The 15,164-nt window shown below is 70.2% G+C and carries 21 protein-coding genes; 11 read left to right on the top strand and 10 right to left on the bottom strand.

The features are described 5' to 3' along the window. Positions 1–11: 11 nt before the first annotated feature. From ACWCXH_RS33820 to ACWCXH_RS33800, 5 genes are read right to left on the bottom strand one after another with little or no spacing between them, the layout of a single operon-like run. Positions 12–1,469 (bottom strand): SCO6880 family protein, encoded by a 1,458-nt coding sequence (locus ACWCXH_RS33820; RefSeq protein ID WP_449805336.1) that lies wholly within the window; start codon positions 1,467–1,469, stop codon positions 12–14. Continuing rightward, positions 1,466–3,112: a hypothetical protein gene (locus ACWCXH_RS33815; protein ID WP_449805335.1), complete on the bottom strand. Its 1,647-nt coding sequence runs from the start codon at positions 3,110–3,112 to the stop codon at positions 1,466–1,468. The genes ACWCXH_RS33820 and ACWCXH_RS33815 overlap by 4 nt, the downstream gene beginning before the upstream one ends. Further along, positions 3,109–3,897 (bottom strand): hypothetical protein, encoded by a 789-nt coding sequence (locus ACWCXH_RS33810; RefSeq protein ID WP_449805334.1) that lies wholly within the window; start codon positions 3,895–3,897, stop codon positions 3,109–3,111. Before ACWCXH_RS33810 ends, ACWCXH_RS33815 begins: the two co-directional genes overlap by 4 nt. A 7-nt stretch (positions 3,898–3,904) precedes the next feature. Continuing rightward, positions 3,905–4,219 carry a hypothetical protein gene (locus ACWCXH_RS33805; protein WP_449805333.1) on the bottom strand — a complete coding sequence of 105 codons (315 nt, stop codon included), beginning with the start codon at positions 4,217–4,219 and terminating at the stop codon, positions 3,905–3,907. 16 nt (positions 4,220–4,235) lie between these two features. Then, a complete protein-coding gene (locus ACWCXH_RS33800) occupies positions 4,236–4,646 on the bottom strand; it encodes a hypothetical protein (protein WP_449805332.1) in 411 nt (136 codons plus the stop codon). Positions 4,647–4,808: 162 nt separating this feature from the next. Between ACWCXH_RS33800 and ACWCXH_RS33795 the strand changes: the two genes are divergently transcribed. Together ACWCXH_RS33795 and ACWCXH_RS33790 are read left to right on the top strand one after the other, a co-directional pair. Continuing rightward, the gene (locus ACWCXH_RS33795) at positions 4,809–5,303 is read left to right on the top strand and encodes a helix-turn-helix transcriptional regulator (protein ID WP_449805331.1); all 495 of its coding nucleotides are present in this window, start codon (positions 4,809–4,811) and stop codon (positions 5,301–5,303) included. Next, positions 5,267–6,322 (top strand): NlpC/P60 family protein, encoded by a 1,056-nt coding sequence (locus ACWCXH_RS33790; protein WP_449805330.1) that lies wholly within the window; start codon positions 5,267–5,269, stop codon positions 6,320–6,322. The genes ACWCXH_RS33795 and ACWCXH_RS33790 overlap by 37 nt, the downstream gene beginning before the upstream one ends. Positions 6,323–6,397: 75 nt before the next feature. Here the strand turns inward: ACWCXH_RS33790 and ACWCXH_RS33785 are convergent, their stop codons facing one another. From ACWCXH_RS33785 to ACWCXH_RS33775, 3 genes are read right to left on the bottom strand one after another with little or no spacing between them, the layout of a single operon-like run. Next, entirely contained in the window at positions 6,398–6,595 is a 198-nt protein-coding gene (locus tag ACWCXH_RS33785; RefSeq protein ID WP_449805329.1) for a hypothetical protein, read from the bottom strand. Between the two features lie 59 nt (positions 6,596–6,654). Beyond that, positions 6,655–6,885 (bottom strand): hypothetical protein, encoded by a 231-nt coding sequence (locus ACWCXH_RS33780; RefSeq protein WP_449805328.1) that lies wholly within the window; start codon positions 6,883–6,885, stop codon positions 6,655–6,657. An 8-nt stretch (positions 6,886–6,893) separates the two neighbouring features. Next, entirely contained in the window at positions 6,894–7,106 is a 213-nt protein-coding gene (locus ACWCXH_RS33775; RefSeq protein WP_449805327.1) for a hypothetical protein, read from the bottom strand. Positions 7,107–7,408: 302 nt separating this feature from the next. Here ACWCXH_RS33775 and ACWCXH_RS33770 point away from each other — a divergent pair, with 302 nt between their 5' ends. The 3 genes from ACWCXH_RS33770 (at position 7,409) to ACWCXH_RS33760 (ending at position 10,625) form a co-directional block, all read left to right on the top strand. Continuing rightward, positions 7,409–8,134 (top strand): hypothetical protein, encoded by a 726-nt coding sequence (locus ACWCXH_RS33770; protein WP_449805326.1) that lies wholly within the window; start codon positions 7,409–7,411, stop codon positions 8,132–8,134. 32 nt (positions 8,135–8,166) lie between these two features. After that, positions 8,167–8,535 carry a hypothetical protein gene (locus tag ACWCXH_RS33765; protein WP_449805325.1) on the top strand — a complete coding sequence of 123 codons (369 nt, stop codon included), beginning with the start codon at positions 8,167–8,169 and terminating at the stop codon, positions 8,533–8,535. Positions 8,536–8,957: 422 nt separating this feature from the next. Then, entirely contained in the window at positions 8,958–10,625 is a 1,668-nt protein-coding gene (locus ACWCXH_RS33760) for a DUF2637 domain-containing protein (protein WP_449805324.1), read from the top strand. 74 nt (positions 10,626–10,699) lie between these two features. Here the strand turns inward: ACWCXH_RS33760 and ACWCXH_RS33755 are convergent, their stop codons facing one another. Both ACWCXH_RS33755 and ACWCXH_RS33750 read right to left on the bottom strand, forming a co-directional pair. Next, positions 10,700–10,930 (bottom strand): DUF397 domain-containing protein, encoded by a 231-nt coding sequence (locus ACWCXH_RS33755; protein ID WP_449805323.1) that lies wholly within the window; start codon positions 10,928–10,930, stop codon positions 10,700–10,702. Next, the gene (locus tag ACWCXH_RS33750; RefSeq protein WP_449805322.1) at positions 10,927–11,793 is read right to left on the bottom strand and encodes a helix-turn-helix domain-containing protein; all 867 of its coding nucleotides are present in this window, start codon (positions 11,791–11,793) and stop codon (positions 10,927–10,929) included. Before ACWCXH_RS33750 ends, ACWCXH_RS33755 begins: the two co-directional genes overlap by 4 nt. Positions 11,794–12,035: 242 nt before the next feature. On the opposite strand from ACWCXH_RS33750, the gene ACWCXH_RS33745 reads away from it, so the two are divergent. The 6 genes from ACWCXH_RS33745 (at position 12,036) to ACWCXH_RS33720 (ending at position 15,153) form a co-directional block, all read left to right on the top strand. Beyond that, complete coding sequence (locus ACWCXH_RS33745) at positions 12,036–12,527, top strand: ATP-binding protein (RefSeq protein WP_449805321.1); 492 nt, start codon at positions 12,036–12,038, stop codon at positions 12,525–12,527. Between the two features lie 170 nt (positions 12,528–12,697). Then, positions 12,698–13,081 carry a hypothetical protein gene (locus ACWCXH_RS33740; protein WP_449805320.1) on the top strand — a complete coding sequence of 128 codons (384 nt, stop codon included), beginning with the start codon at positions 12,698–12,700 and terminating at the stop codon, positions 13,079–13,081. A gap of 89 nt (positions 13,082–13,170) precedes the next feature. Further along, complete coding sequence (locus tag ACWCXH_RS33735; RefSeq protein ID WP_449805319.1) at positions 13,171–13,503, top strand: hypothetical protein; 333 nt, start codon at positions 13,171–13,173, stop codon at positions 13,501–13,503. Next, the gene (locus tag ACWCXH_RS33730; RefSeq protein WP_449805318.1) at positions 13,500–14,396 is read left to right on the top strand and encodes a hypothetical protein; all 897 of its coding nucleotides are present in this window, start codon (positions 13,500–13,502) and stop codon (positions 14,394–14,396) included. The genes ACWCXH_RS33735 and ACWCXH_RS33730 overlap by 4 nt, the downstream gene beginning before the upstream one ends. Then, positions 14,393–14,683 (top strand): hypothetical protein, encoded by a 291-nt coding sequence (locus ACWCXH_RS33725; protein ID WP_449805317.1) that lies wholly within the window; start codon positions 14,393–14,395, stop codon positions 14,681–14,683. Before ACWCXH_RS33730 ends, ACWCXH_RS33725 begins: the two co-directional genes overlap by 4 nt. Further along, complete coding sequence (locus ACWCXH_RS33720) at positions 14,680–15,153, top strand: hypothetical protein (RefSeq protein ID WP_449805316.1); 474 nt, start codon at positions 14,680–14,682, stop codon at positions 15,151–15,153. The genes ACWCXH_RS33725 and ACWCXH_RS33720 overlap by 4 nt, the downstream gene beginning before the upstream one ends. Positions 15,154–15,164: the final 11 nt, after the last annotated feature.

The following is a 15,164-nucleotide window of genomic DNA, read 5'->3' as shown; positions in this document are numbered from 1 at the left end:
GTGACGGCCCGTCAGGCCAGCGGGTGAATGCCCACGGGCAGGCCGTAGACGAAAGCGGCGGCCTGGCCGCCGTAGGCCGGGCGGAACCGCAGTCCGCCGGCCCGCCGGGCGGCGGTGCGGATCTCCCGCTGTGCTTCCTTCAGCCGGGCCGCGTCCGGGGCCGTGACGGTGATCGAGATCGTCCACTGCACCAGGCCGGCGCCGTACGCCTCTTCCTCGGCCGTCCGCTCGGCGGCCGCCGCGTCGGCCCGCTCGCGCCGGGTAGTGGAGCGCTGCGTGCGCCGCCGGTACTGCTCGCGCGCGTCGCTCGCGTTCAATTCCCTTTCGACGACCGCGGCCGCTTCCTTGCTGGAGAGCACCCGGTACCCGAGCGTCACCCGGCGGGGAAACTGCCCCGGCGACAGCAACGGCAGCAGCACGTCATAGGTGATCGGCCGACGCGGCGCCTCCCGCAGGACGTAGCTGACCGACACCGCCCCGTCGTGGTGGTAGGCGCCCCACAGGTCCTCGGCCGCCACCGGGCCGGCCTGATCCCACGTGAGCTCGCGGACCTCGGCCTCCGGCGCGTCGCCGTCCTCGGGCCGGAACGCGCCGAGCACCAGGCGCACGATGTCCGTGTCCGTGGCCCGGCGCACCACGTCCGCGCCGGCGCCCATCAGATCCACACCGTCCAGGCTCCGCAGCGTCTCGGCCGCCGCCTCGGCCGGGGTCCGCGGCCGGTCGGCGCCCCGGCCAGGTGTGGTCACCAGGGTGAACCAGGCCGCCAGCGAGGACGAGGCCCGCGGTGCGGCGGCGACCAGCTCGCGGACGGTGGCCGTCGCCGCCGCGGGCGCCGACTTGTCGAGCCGGTCCCGTACGTGATCGGACAGCGCGGCACCGCTGTTCGGGGTGATCTGCAGCGTGAGCGTGGCAGCGTCCACGTCCGCCTCATTGGCCAGACCGGCCAGCGCGTTGCCCCACGACGCCACGTTGACGTCCACCTGCGACCTGTTGGCCAGCAGCGCGCCGTTGGAGGCCAGGAGCAGGGTGCCGGCCATTTTGCCGGTGGCCTGATTCCAGACCAGGCCGACGCGGCCCGCGCGCGGCCCCGAGGTGTCCTCAACGCTCAGCAGCCGCGTGGGGGCCGCGACGCCGGGCAGGTCGAGCGCCTGGGGGTGGGGCAGGAACTGACCGCGGAACGACGTCTCGCCTTTCAGCGCGGCCAGCTGCCACCGGGACCGGGCGATCGCGAGGTCCAGCAGCGGCATGCCCTGCCACTGCCAGCACGCCAGGACGATCACGACCAGGGCGACCGGCACCGTCACCGGGAGGGTGGTCTCCCAGCCGACGAAGTTGCCCAGCATGATCGGCGCGAGGATCGCCGCGACGACGATCGCCGTCTGACCGGTGTTCAGCATGCCGATGCCCATGGACCGGCTCCGGCGCCATCCGCCGTAGAGGCGGACCTGATTCTCAGGCGCGGTTGTCACTGCTCCGTGCTCCCTTCCGAGACGGTGTTCCCGACCTGCTGGATCCCGCGCGCCCCAGCCTCGGCCGCGCGGAACGAGACCGCGATCCCGGGGCCGCCCGACGACGACGGGCCGGCCGGCGCCGGGGTCGTTCCCTGGCCGGGCCCGTTCTGGCCGGACCCGCCCGCCGGGCGGGATTCGCCGTTCTGGCCGGACTTGCCGCTCTGGCCGTTGCCGGCCCGGCCGGACTCGCCGTCCTGGCCGCCAGCGGACTTGCCGCCCTGGCCGCTGCCGGTGGACTGCTTGGGGACGCCGGCGGCCGGGTTGTCCGCGCCGGACACGGCGTTGCCCGCGTTCTGCTTCGCCTGGTTGACGACGCCGACGCCGGCCTGAACCGCGGCCGCCGTCGGGTTGGCGGCCGCCGCCGGATTGGTGCCGCCCTGCTGCGACATGTTGGAGGCCTGCTGCACGGCGGAAGTCTCCGAGCGGCCACCGTCGCCGGACTTCCCGCCGGCCAGCTCGCTGAACGAGGCGGCGCCAGCGAGCGCGCCGGCGAACCCGCCCGCAGTCGCCCCCGCCATCGACATGCCCAGCGGCGCGAACAGGCCCATGAGCGACTTGAGCGCGATCACCGATAGGAGCAGGGTGACGATCCCCCGGATCCAGTCGACGGTCTCGTTGCCGTTCGCGATCTCGACGAATCCGGCGGAGATGATCAGCGCGGCGAGTGGCTTGTAGGCGATCACGGCGAAGATGGACGTGTAGAGCCGGGGGAGCCACTGCCGGGACTTCTCCCCGCCGACCTGGCCGGCCCCCGCGATCGGCAGGAGTAGGGCCTGAATCGGAATACTCGCCTGACGTAGGAACAGGAGGCAGAACTGGATCAGGCCGATGATCAGGACGATCACAGCCATGGTCATCAAGCCGATTGGATTGCCGGCCTGCGGCAGCAGCATCGCCAAAACGCGTTCGGGTAGCTTGTCGTTGCCGTGGAACGACACGTTGATGATGGTGGTTGTGAGCGCGTCGGACGCCACGAGCAGCGCATCGATCACGGCAATGCCGATGACCCCCACCAGCGCGTTGACGAGTAGCCCCTGCAGCGCTTCGACCAGCGGTTTTCCCTTGCGCTGGATCATGGTCCTGATGCCCTGGAACATCAGCAGGATGACGGCGATGACCTCGCCGACGCCCGCGCAGATTCCCTGTAGGGAGTAGGTGACGGTTGCGCCGCTGCTGTCCGTTCCCGTCTGCGACGAGGTGACACCGGAGTTGCTGACCTGCACACTTGGCGTGGTCAGCCACCAGGTGAGCCCCACGCGCAGGACCTGCGCGGTGAACTCCCTCATTCCGTCCGCCATGGGCTTGATGATGGTGCTCTGTAGGGCCGCTGAGACCTCTTTCTTGATCTCAGGTGCCGCCACCTTGCCCGCCTCGCAGAGCGCGCCGCCGCCGGCGCCGAAGACGGGGAGAGCGATCGTGCCGCAGACCGTTCCCCAGATGTCCCAGGTGGGAGCCAACTTGGGTCCGTAGGCAGGGGCGGCGACGACTGAGGAAGCCACCGGGGCCGCCGGGGGTGCCGCCGTTGCGGGTGTGGCCGCGGGCACGGCGAGGACCAAGAGTGCGGCCAGTGCCGCGAGCACCCGGCCGACGGTCGACGTCATCGAGTGTCCCCTTCCTGGATCGCCTTCCACCCGGCCCGGTTGAACCCGTCGCTGCCGAGGTCGAACGGCTCAGGCGCGTGCTGAGGGGGACCGCTCTTGGTCCGCCAGTCGTCGCCCGCCCAGACGATTGAGTTGGTGCTGGCCCACAGCTGCGTCGTCTCGGCCGTGCTGCTGCCGGGGGCGTAGACGATGCGGGTGAGAACGCTGACACTCACTTCGTCCGCGCTGACCGGCGTCCACTGCACACCGATCGGTGCCACTGACAGGTGGGCGCCGGGCGGAAGGGCCCCACTGCCGGGCAGGCCCACCGAAATACGGGACGCGCTCACACTCTGCTCAACCATCTGCTTCGCACGCTGCAGGTCGTCCGGCAGCGAGTACGCCTCGGCCGCGCGATCGGCCACCGTCACGTCCCACGTCCAACTGTTGCGGGTCGCGGTGACCGCGGCCGCGGCGGCGCCCTCTGCGGTGTGCGGGAAGCCGGTCGGCATGCCAAGCCGGGTTCCGGTCGGCTTGGGCAGGAGCGCCCAGGACGACGGCGCGACGAACGTGCCGCCCGGGGCTTCGGTCGGCAGCGGCTTCGTGCTGGGCAGGCTCGCGGTCGGTGCTGGCGTCGGCGCCGGGGCGCCGGAGGAAGACGGGGCCGCCACCGGAACGGATGGCGTGGAGCCGCTGTTGAGGACGAGCGCCACCACGGTGACGGCCAGGACCACGACGACGCCGACCAGGACCACGACGACGCGGCGCATCCGGCGGGCGGCGGCCCGCTGCAGGTCAAGGGTCATGGTCGGCTCACACCATCGCCGTCACGATGCCGACCGCCAGCGACACGACCGACAGGCCGCCCAGGACCCAGACCAGGCCCATGGCGCCCTCGGTGGCGAGGTGCCCGCGGTTGCGGCGGCCGATCATCATCATCATCGCGCAGGCCATCAGGCTGATCACGCCCACGATCAAGGCGACATATTTGGTCCATGAGATGAAGTTGCTGAAGGTGCTGTCCATCCCGGGCGGCGACTGCGGGGCCGGGTTGGGGACGACCGCCGCCGGCGTCGGCGACGGGCCGGCGAGCACCACGTGGTGCGCAAGGTCAAGCAGTTGGGACACGGGTTCTTCTTCCTTGTCAGTCGGCGATGCCGAGGCGCCCGCGCAGAGCACGGCCGGCCTTGGCGATCGGTCGGGTGGAGAGCGCTTCAGATGCGTCGTCGACGGATCGGAGGCCATAGAGGTACGGGACCGTGACGACGCCGAGGACGCGGCCCGCCAGGGTGCGAGAGCGGTAGCGGACAGCCCCGGGCAGTGGCGCGGGTGCATCGCGCACGATCACCAGCCACGGCCGCGGCACGGAGGCGTGCCAGCGGTTCAGCACGTCGACGGCCCGCAGCAGCCCGTACGACGTCGAGCGGGCCACGAGGACCGGGGTGCTGCCCAGCGGCAGCGGCTGACCCTGCGCGAGCTCCGTCGCCCGGCCGACCGCATGCGGGTCGAGGAGGCGCGCGACGGTCGTCGTCCCGGCGCCCCCGTGCGCTCCCATTACGGTGAACTGCCCGGCCAGGGAGTCGAGATGAGGCACAGACGGCGAGCCCTGGCGAGAAAGAAGTCCCATCGGTGCCCCCGGCTTCCAAAACAGGATCTTTACTGAGATGCTATCACTCATAACTGACAGACACTACTGATAATTTCTGGGAGACCGACCGTGGCCGACCCCGACGCGCCAAGGGCATCCCGCCTACGAACGCTCCGAGAGGAGGCCGGGCTGAGCAGGGCTCAGCTCGCTCTCGCGGCGGGCGTGAGCCCCGAGACCGTACGAAGCGCCGAGATCGGGGTGTGCGCGCCGTCGCCACGCGTCACAGCCGCGCTCGCGAGGGTACTAGGCGTCACTGTCAAAGCGTTGGCCGGAAAGCCCCTCACGCTAAAGGAGTTGCGGGGGACGACGGGGTTGACGCAGCGTGCCATGGCCGAGGTGATCGGCATGAGCGGCGGCATGGTCAGCAAAGTCGAGGCGGGGCTGTACGGGGTGAGCGACGTCGGGCGGTGGGCCGCCGGCTACCAGGTCACGGAAGAGGAGTGGACGGCGGCCTGGGAGGCCGGTCGCGATCAGAAGAAGCGTCAGATCACGGCCAGGGCGCGGACAGCACGGAGGGGAGCGAAGACGTGGCAAAAGGACTCGCAGCCGGAGCCGGGGCCGTAGGCGGGGGGCTGGTGCTGCTGGTCGTCCTCGGCACGGCCGCGATCGGCGGGGGGAGCTCGGCCGACGCGGCCGGCGCCGGTGCCGCCGTCGGCAAGGGGTTGCTGGACGGCGCGGTGCCGGCCGAGTACGTGGAGTGGGTCAAGAAGGCCGGCGCGCTCTGCCCGGGCGAGAGCCCCGCGCTGATCGCCGCCCAGATCTGGGCGGAAAGTAACTTCGATAAGAACGCCGTCGGACCGGACACGTCGGCCGGGCGCGCGAAAGGGCCGGCCCAGTTCACTGATTCGACGTGGGCCACGTGGGGGCGGGACGAGCACGGCGACGGTACCCCCGTCTCGCCGCACGACGTCGGAGACGCCGTCATGGCCCAGGGCCGGTTCATGTGCTCGCTGATGGAGCAGGCCCGCACCTCCGGCTATCCGGGCGGATCCGACAGCCTGGCGCTCGCCGGCTACAACGCCGGCTGGGGCGCGGTGGCCAAGTACGGCGGGGTCCCGCCGTACAAGGAGACGACGGACTACGTGTCCAAGATCCTCGCCAAGGCGGCGGTGTGGAACATCGGCGGCGGCGCGGTCGTCAGCGGCACCGGGGCGGGAGCCGACGCCGTCCGCAAGGCACAGCAGTACCTCGGAGTGCCGTACGTCTGGGGAGGCGGGACCGCCGGCGGGCCGAGCGTGGGATTCTGCTCGGACGGTAACGGCATGCTGAACGGATCATGCTTCGCCGGCTCGCACGAGGGGTTCGATTGCTCAAGCCTCGTGCAGAACGCTTGGTGGGCAACGATCAAGCTCCCCCGCGTCGCGCAGGACCAGTACGACTTCACCAGCGCGCACCCGGTCGCCCTGAACGCGCTGCAGCCAGGAGACCTGATCTTCTACCGTCAGAGCAACTACGGCACGATCACCCACGTCGCGATGTTCTACGGCGACGGCAAGATCATCCAGGCCCCCAAGACGGGCGGGGTGGTCGAAATTGTTCCCCTCTATACGAACGGATTCGCAGGAGCGACCCGGCCGGCCTGAGCCCCGCCTAATAGCCCGAGGGCCCGCGCCGGACGACGGCGCGGGCCCTCGGGTGTTTTCTGGCGGCTGGTCAGATCACTTTCGGCCATCCACGTAGAACAGCGGCACACCCGGCATATTCAGCGCCTCGGCCACGGTCGCCCAGGCGTCCGAAGGGTCGGCCGGCGCCAGCTCCACCGGCGGCAGGATCGACCAGCCGCCCGCCGGCTCCTCCAGGACCGCAGCACTGGCAGCGGCCGAGTTGTCCGGGAGGTACACGCTCAGGTCATCCATCACAGATCCTCCAGTCAGCGGCCGGGCGCGGCCTACCTCGTCCGCCCCGGCCGACAAGGTCAGAGCTCGCGGTGACCCGCACCCGAGCGTCGAAGAGCGAGCACGCCACGGATGACAACCGCGAGCGGCCACACGACCAGCAGCACCGCCCAGACCACGACAGCCGCCGCGATCTCACGCCCGCGTGGGGGGCCGGTCCGGTCCGCCTGCAGATCCAGCAGGGCATCAGCCGGAGTAGTCCCCCACCCCAGATAGGCGAAGAGCCCGAGCAGCAGGTAGACGAGCAGCATGGCCACGCTCACGCCGCCCGGCGGTCGACGAGCACGCCCAGGACATTCGCCACCACCACCAACTCGTCAGCCGGAGGCCGCGGCGCCGGGACCGTCGACCGCTCCGGCGTCGACCACCGCCCCACCGCGAACCGCACCGGGCCTGCCGAGCCGGCCGGGACCGCCTCCACCGCCAACTCACGGCGACGCCCGGACGGCGCCACGTCCACTACCCTGACCATCTGATCCTCCCTAAAGGATCAAGCCCGGCCGCCGTCTGCGCGGCGAGCAGGGCACCCCATGAGGGGTCAGGCTGTAGGAGGCCTGGCCCCTCTTTGTGTCCGCCACCCTAACTTCCTAAGTCTTGAAGTTCAAGACTTAGGAAGTTAGGGTGTGTCAGAGACTTGAAGTCGTGTTGTTGATGTCATCCCGAGCATCAGAAGTCTTGGGATCGGTACATTTTGCCGGTGGGTGCGGTGAAGGCCGCACCAAAGCCCTGGACGTCACAGCTTCAAGACTCTTGAAGTTTGGAGGGATCAAGACCATGAATGATCAAGATTTGCCGCGGTGGCTGGCACCGCCGCGACCCGAGGAGGGACCGTTCGTCATCTCGGTTTGGGGTGGCAAGGGCGGTATCACGAAGTCCACGGTCGCGTTCGTGTTGGCCTATGAGCTCGGGAAGATCGGGCCTACGTTGCTGATCAACGCCGATGCTCTGCAGAAGGACGGCGGGGTGACCGAGATGACGGCGTCTCTGCGGGTGCCGGCCACCTTCGAGTTGACGGAGAGCGATGATCCGGCCGAGCTCCAGGCAGTCCGGCAACTGAAGCAGTTTCGGTACGTGATCACCGACAACCAGCCGTTCCGGGACCGGGAGAAGCTGAAGGCCGCCGCGGAGGGTGACCTGGTGGTGGTGCCAATGCCGCCGCGCCGCTCTGACACCAAGTCGGTGCTTCGCAGCATCCGGGACGTTCTGCAGCCCGCGGGCGCCAACTACCGAATCATCCTGTCGATGATCGAGCACAGTGCCAAGGGCCGGGCCAAGACGATGAAGGACACCCTCAACGCCCTCAGCATGCCGGTGTACGACGGGTGGATTCGTAAGTACACGGCTCACGAAATGGTGGGCGGACTGCCCGTCACCTTGAGCGAGGAAGACAACGCGGACAAGGCGGCGGATGACATCTACATGTTCGTTGATGCCACCCTTGCCTACCTCGGAGAGCCCTACAAGGCCATCCGCCGGCAGGCGACGGAGGTGATGGCATGAGCGCGGGAAATGAGCCCCGAGGTTTCGGGGACGTGTTCAAGGACGCCGCTGCGGCCACCGCTGCTGCGGCCGCCAGCAATTCCGGCTCGCAGTCGGCGAGCCAGCCGGCAGCTGGCCGACCGAAGGCGGCCGAGAAGCAGCCGAGCGTCCGGCCGAAGTACGCGCAGATCAGGTCTGACCAGTGGACCGGGCTCGACGAGACCGCCCGCATGCTGATGGACGCACGGACCAGGATCGGCGGTCCGCGGATCACTGCCAACACCCTGATTCGGGTTGCGATCGATGCCCTGTTGGCCACCCGCGGCTCACTGGTCGGCAACGAGGAAGACGAGCTGCGACGCCGCTACTTCGAGACTCTGGGAATCCGGAACATCCCGAAATCCGGACAGCAAGACTCTTGATGTTTCACCCGTGCATTCTCCTGCCAAGGCAAGCACTGCACGAGCTCCCGCCGGAGATATCCAAGAGTTCAGGACTCTGGAAGGCCAATATGCCGGAAGTTCAAGACTCTTGAAGAACTGACCTTCAGGCTCGGAATCCAAGAGAGCCCCAGGAGCGCGGAACGCTCGCCAGCAAGCGCCCCCGGGGACCCAACGACGAGGAGAAGACTCCCCATGTCCCACCACGGTAAGGCCACACACAAACATCTCGGTACCACGCCTGTCCGGACCGCCGCAGTCTTGCCGACGCCCCGGCGGCATCTCGGGTGCGGTCCCTCGATCTCGGAGGCGGCCGGCCAGCCGCACGCCGGATCTCGGAAGCGCCCGCCCGAGCCTCGGGCATATCCCCTCCCGATCTCGACGCTGGCTCAGGAGGGGGAGCGGTGACCACTGCGACAGCAATCGACAGCGCACCGGCGACCGTGCCGACCGCGCGACCGAGCGACGACATCTCGGGGGCAACCGGGCCGGTCTCGGAAGCGGCCCGGACGGTCTCGGCCCCGGGCTGGACGGTCTCGGACAGGGCCCGGCGAGGGCTGGTGATCGCCTTCGTGATCTTGACTGCGCTCGGTGGCGCGGTCCTCGCGGTCGTCGGGTTCGCCGGCTCGTACTCGGCACTGCGTCACCTCGCGGTGAAGCACGAATTCGGGTGGTTCAGCCCGTATTTCCCGATCGGCGTGGATGTGGGCATCGTGGTGCTCTACGCCCTCGATCTGGCGATGATCCGCATCCGCAGGCCGCTGCCTCTCCTCCGTTTCGCGGCGCACGTCTTCACGCTCGCCACCATCGTGTTCAACGCCGGTTCGGGCGGTCCCGTGACTGCGGACCCGCTCGGCGCGATGATGCACGCGATCATCCCCTGTTGCTTCCTGCTCTCCGTCGAGGCGGTGCGGCACTTCCTGACGGGTTGGGTTGAGCGGGAAGCCGGCGAACAGCGCCCCAAGGTGCCGCTGTACCGCTGGATCCTCTCCCCGTGGCGGACGTGGGCGCTCTACCGCCGGATGCGGCTGTGGGAAATGCCCTCCTATGAGGCCACGGTCGCGGCCGAGCAAGACCGGACGGTCTACCGGGCCATGCTGCGGCGCGACTATGGGAGGGGGTGGCGCCGGAAGGCTCCGGCAGATCTGAGGCTGCCCATCGACATGGCGCGCTACGGTCTGACCGTCGACAAGGCATTGGAACTCCCCGAACAGCGGGAGGAAGCGGCCGCGGCTCGCGAGCAGGCCAAGAAGGAGCGCGAGTTGCAGCGCATGGCCCGGGACGAGGTCATGGAGGCTGACGCCCAAATCGCCTCGATGCGGACGGCGAAGAAGATCGCTGGCGCTCAGATCGCCATCGAGACCGAGCACGACATCATCCAGGCCCAGGCGGAAGCCGACCGTGTCGAGGCAGCGGGCAGGGTCGCGGTCAAGCGGTTGCGTGCGGACTTCGACCGGCGTGCGGCCGAGCAAGAAGAGCAGCGGCTCGCCCAGGTCGCCGCCGACGAGGCTGCCGCCAAGGAGAGCGAGGCCGCCGCCGAGACGCGGAAGGCCGCTGCCGAGAAGCTGAAGGCCGCCGCCAAGGCTGAGGCCGACGCGGCCGAGATCCGTGACCGCGCCGCCGAAGCGAAGCTGCGGGAAGCCCAGAACACCAAGGAGGCGGCAGAGGCCGCGCGGCAGGCGGCCGAACTGAAGCTCGCCGCCGCCAAGGACGCTCAGACCGCTGCCGAGATCCAGGAAGCCGCCGCCAAGACGCGGAGCCGTGCCGCCGAGATCGAGCTTCGTGCGATCGAGACCGAAGACCTTGCCAAGCTGACACCCAGGCAGCGCGCTGTCCGCAAGGTGGCCCGGATGATCCTCAAGGAAGCCGGCGGAGTCCCCGAACACCTGCCGCTGCAGACGATCGAGGATGAGTGCCGCGTGTCCAACGGCACCGCGAGCGAGTACCGAACCGAAGCGGCCGAACTTCTCGCGGAGGGGTACCGGCCGGCCCCGGAGCAGGTAGCCGAAGCCCGCACGGTCGCCGTGATTCCCCAGCCCCACCAGCTCCGCGACAACCAGTTGACGGCGTAACGCGCTCGGCAACAGAGAGGGGCCGACCCGAACTCGGGTCGGCCCCTCTGCTGTGCGTGGTGTGTGAACCCGGGTTAGGCGGCCGGCAGGTCGAATTCCCCAGCCTTGACGCCCGCCAGGAAGTCGCTCCACGCCGCGTTGCCGTAGAAGAAGCTAGGCCCAGGCCGGTCCTTCGAGTCCCGGACGAAAATGCCATCACCGGGAACGCGCGCGGCTTCTACACACGCCCCTTGGTCGCCGCTCGCCGTTGCCTTAAACCACGTCAGGGATTGGGGGTCGACGGCAGGTCGGTCGCTATTACTCATGGGCGGTACTCCTTGACAGCCTCACGAAGGCGGTCGATTGTCTCGTGCGGGTCCATCGCCCCCGCAGTCAGGCGGTTGTAGTCGTGACGGAAGCTCTGGATTTGGTGGTCCCGCTCCAGGAACGTATTTCCCGCCGGTCCCTCCACATAGATGATCGGTGACTCATTCGGCGCGAATTCAAGGATGCTGAAAGATCCACGCAGGCCCGGGTGCATTCCCTTGCTCAGTGGGAGGATTTGCAGGGTCACATTGGGACGGTCGGCCATTATCTGCAGGTGCGTGATTTGGGCTGCCATCACCTGGGGATTGCCGACGGGGCGCATGAGGACCGACTCGTCCATAATGGCCCACAGCTCTAGCGGGTCGGTCTCCGTGAGAAGTCGCCCCTGCCGCTTTTCTCGGATCTCCAGCAATCTCCGCACCGTCTCCGGTGGGCTCGGCTTGCCACCCGCCAGGACAGCAGCCGCATAGTCTTCGTGCTGCAACAGCCCAGGAATCCAACCGAGTTCCCAGGCGTGGACGGTTCGAGCATCATTTTCGAGACCGACATAGACGCCCAGCCCCTGCGGCATGATCGACTCGTATTCCGCTTGCTCCCACCAGCCGCTTTCCGCAGCGCGCCGTGCGAGGTCGAGCAGGCCGGCCACCTTGGACTCGTCGGTCACCCCGTACAGCTCCAGCAGGGTCCGGAGTTCCATCGGTTTGATGAGGCCCTTGCCCTGCTCCTGCCTGCTGATCTTCGAGGCAGAGCAGCTGAGCGCGCCCGCAGCGTCCTTCTGCTGGAGCCCGGCAGCCTCCCGGAGCTCTGTCAGGGCTGTGCCCAGCGTGCGACGACGCACGGTCGGTCCACCTGTCTCCGTCACGCGGCCCTCCCTGCCCCTACGCGCGGTTGCGTGCTGCAAGTCTGCCCTACGTGGGCGGCGTGGATTCGGCACGGTACCTCTCAGACGTCCGTGAGCACGGGTTAAGCGGCTAACGCTCGGTCAGTTTCAGTCTTGCACTTGCATGATGGGATTGCATGGAGCAATCTAAGTACGCTCCCGCTACCGCGTGTAGTCCCCTGGTAGCGGGGGGTCCGCCTGCCCGCGCAGCGAGAGGGGGGTACGTGCGTACGCGCTACCCGGCCGGAGCCACCGCAGCTGACCAGCCGAAACGAGTCCCCGCGCCGTGGCCGCGCTTCGCGCCCGCTGTCCGGCCCGCGCTGTCCGTGCTGTGCACGATGGCCGCCGAGCAACGGACCGTCCGCGAGATGCGGGCACTCGCCCGCGCGCTCGGCGAGTTCCGCAGGATGCCGGACTCCGTGGTGGACGACCTCCTGTTGGTCGTCTCCGAGTACGTCACCAACGCGGTGACGCACAGCGGCAGTCCGGACGTGGCGGTGAAGCTCGTGTTCGGCCCGCGAAGCGTGTCCGTCGCCGTCCGCGACACCGGACGTTGGGTCCAGCCGAAGCCGCCCGGCGACGCTGCCGAGAGCGGGCGCGGGACGCGGCTCTGCCGCCGTCTGCCGTGCGTGCTGGCGGCCGGCCGCCACCACCCTGCCCGCGGCGGCACCGTGGCGTGGGCTCACCTACGACTCGCCCCGCCGACCGACACCTAGACCGCCGGTCCGGCGTGTCTGAGCCCGCACCCAGCCCCGGACCGGCTCGCCGCGGCGCGTAGTCCCCTCGCGCGCCGCCGGGCCGTCCCTGCCGCCCGTGTCCACGACACCGGCGGGGACGGCCGCTCGACAACCACCACCAGGAGCACCCTCACCCGAGGAGAGACCCCGTGTCGACGCTGTTACTTCCCGCCGCCGTCCAGCCGCCGCCCCAACTCCCGGTCGCGGCCGTCGTCGACGGACCGTTCCTGTGCGAGGCCGACGTGGAGTTCGGCGCCGGCCCCACCACGATGCTGGTGAGCCGTACCACCGCGCGGACCAACTCCCTGGCGCTGGCCTGGCTCCAGCTGCGGGCCGGCCGGCTCGCCGACTGCGTCGCCCCCGCGTTCCGTGCCCCGCTGGACGCCTGGCTGGACGACGCCGACGAGCACGAGAGCATCCGACGCACCCTCGCCCTCGGCCAGCCCTACACCCTCACCGTGGACGGCGGAGACGCCGTGCACCGGATCTCCGCCCGGCTCGCCACCAGGCCCACCACCAGGGCGAGCCGATGAACACGCCGCCGTCGCTGATGTCGTGGCCGCTGTCGGGCGACCTTCGCACTGTTTACCCCCCTGCCGTGCCCGGCGGGATCGTGCTCCGGGTGACGCGCACGGCCCCTGACGGCGAGGAGCGCGAGCGGGTGGAGTCCCCGCCGGTGCCGAAGCCCGGCGAGGCCATGCGGTCGATGCGCCGCGCGGCCCTGGCCTACGCCGTCTTCATGACCACCCGCAGCCGGATCAACGCCGCCCTGTGGGACCGCGACACCGAGGAGCTTTACGCCGCTCTGTCGTGTCTCTCCAGCCGCCGCTCATACAGCCGCAGTTGGGCACTTCGCAACGGCGACGTCCTCACCCTCTCGGTGGTGCCCGCCGGCGCCGCCGACGCCCGGCCGGCCGCCGTCGGCCCCGAGCAGCACGGAGTCCCGTCCCGATGACCCACCACCACACCGCGCCCGCTGCGGCTCCCGCCGAGGCCGCACCCGTTCTGCCCCCGGCGCTCGGCCACCTCATCCGCCGCGGGGATCGCGTGCTCGCCATCGGCCCCGGCCCCCTGGCCGTCGCCCTGGCCGAGCGGACCGCCTGCCAGGTCGTCAGCGTCCACGCCACCCTCGGCGACGTCGAGGCCGTGCGGGCCGCGCTCGGCCCGCATGGCCGTGCCGTCGTCACGGTCGACGCCCAGCTCGGCGACCTCTCCGCCGGACGTCCCGAGTCGGGCCCCTACAACGTGATCGTGCTGACCACCGGGATCTCCGGGATCTCCCCGCGCTGGATTCGGCAGCTCGCCCCGCGCGGCGCGATCGTGGCGCCGGTCGCGCTCGGCGGCCTGCACCCGTGGCTCGTCGCCGGCACCGACCGGTACGACCGCCAGTGGTACGGCGCCCTTGTCGGCGTCGACGAGCCAGGCCCGGACGCGGCCGCGTCCGCGGACGAGCGTCCCGTCCCGCAGTTCGCCGCCCAGTGGGCCGGGGTCGTCCCGCCGCGGCTGACGCGCTCGGAGTACATGGACCTGTGGCTGTGGCTCGCGAGCCGCGACGACCGGATCACCGCAGCCACCGCCGCCGGTACCAGCTGGGGCCCGGGGCCCGCGCTGGTCGCCGGGGCCAGCGTCGTGTACGTGCTGCCGAAAGGGCTGTGGGTCAGCGACACCGGGCCCGCCACGCTGGCGCTCGCCCAGGACCTCGCGGACGAGATCGTGCAGTGGAGCCTCCACCGCCCCGAGCTCGCCGATCTGACGTGCCGCCTGGCGCCGCCGCCCGGGGCGGGCCCGGATGCGCCGTGGCTGCCCGAGGAGTGGGCGACCGGTCGACCGCTCGCCCTGCCGCGGTGAGCGCCCGGCTCGCCGGAGTCCGGGCGTGGTGGCAGTACACCGTGTGGCTGCCCGCGTGCCGCAGCCCGGCCCTCCGGTGGATCCACGGCCCGATCCGGACGGCGATCTGGCGCAGGCGGTACCGCCGCGACCCTGCCGGGACGATCACCCGGGCCGCCGAGGACGCCGTCCGGCAGCTCGCTGGCATCGCCCGCCTCCAGCAGCTCACCGCCGACCGCTCCCCGCTGTGCCGGCCCTGCAGCACCCCACGGCCGCATCCCAACCACGAAGAAGAGGACCCACGTTGAACGAGACCACCGAGCCCACCACCAGCGCGCTGCCCGCGGTGATCCCGGCCCAGCCCGTCGCCCTGACCGACCAGCACCCCGCGGCGCGCGCCCTGAGGCACGACATCAGCCGGGCCGCCGGAGCCGTCCGGGCTATGCGGCACTACGGCCAGCAGTGGCACGACGACACGGCGGACGTGTCCGTGGTCGCCTACGCCGCCATCGTCACCTCCGGCGAGACGCCCGCCCAGGCTATGCAGGCCTCCGTTGACTGGATGCTGCACGCCCCCGATGCCGAGGTGCACAGCATCTCGCTGGCACGCGTGCCCGGCCACCGTGCGGACGCGGCCGAGTTCCACGTGACCCTGGCCGTGAGCTACCCCGACCAGGAAACCGGCGAGTACACGGGCGACACCCACCACGCCGCCGGCGCAATGGCTCACGTTGTCGTCGGCGGCAGCGCGAGCGACACCGCCCCGGACGCCGACTGACTGCCCGAACA

This window comes from Kitasatospora sp. NPDC001660, from assembly GCF_053596725.1.
This window is presented reverse-complemented; position numbering and strand designations above follow the sequence as displayed.

Bases quoted from the DNA above. Each gene is read 5' to 3' on its own strand.
- ACWCXH_RS33730 (WP_449805318.1), top strand. From the start codon at position 13,500: ATGACCCACCACCACACCGCGCCCGCTGCGGCTCCCGCCGAGGCCGCA.
- ACWCXH_RS33800 (WP_449805332.1), bottom strand. From the start codon at position 4,646: ATGGGAGCGCACGGGGGCGCCGGGACGACGACCGTCGCGCGCCTCCTC.
- ACWCXH_RS33770 (WP_449805326.1), top strand. From the start codon at position 7,409: ATGAATGATCAAGATTTGCCGCGGTGGCTGGCACCGCCGCGACCCGAG.
- ACWCXH_RS33775 (WP_449805327.1), bottom strand. From the start codon at position 7,106: ATGGTCAGGGTAGTGGACGTGGCGCCGTCCGGGCGTCGCCGTGAGTTG.
- ACWCXH_RS33780 (WP_449805328.1), bottom strand. From the start codon at position 6,885: ATGCTGCTCGTCTACCTGCTGCTCGGGCTCTTCGCCTATCTGGGGTGG.
- ACWCXH_RS33815 (WP_449805335.1), bottom strand. From the start codon at position 3,112: ATGACGTCGACCGTCGGCCGGGTGCTCGCGGCACTGGCCGCACTCTTG.
- ACWCXH_RS33810 (WP_449805334.1), bottom strand. From the start codon at position 3,897: ATGACCCTTGACCTGCAGCGGGCCGCCGCCCGCCGGATGCGCCGCGTC.
- ACWCXH_RS33755 (WP_449805323.1), bottom strand. From the start codon at position 10,930: ATGAGTAATAGCGACCGACCTGCCGTCGACCCCCAATCCCTGACGTGG.
- ACWCXH_RS33785 (WP_449805329.1), bottom strand. From the start codon at position 6,595: ATGGATGACCTGAGCGTGTACCTCCCGGACAACTCGGCCGCTGCCAGT.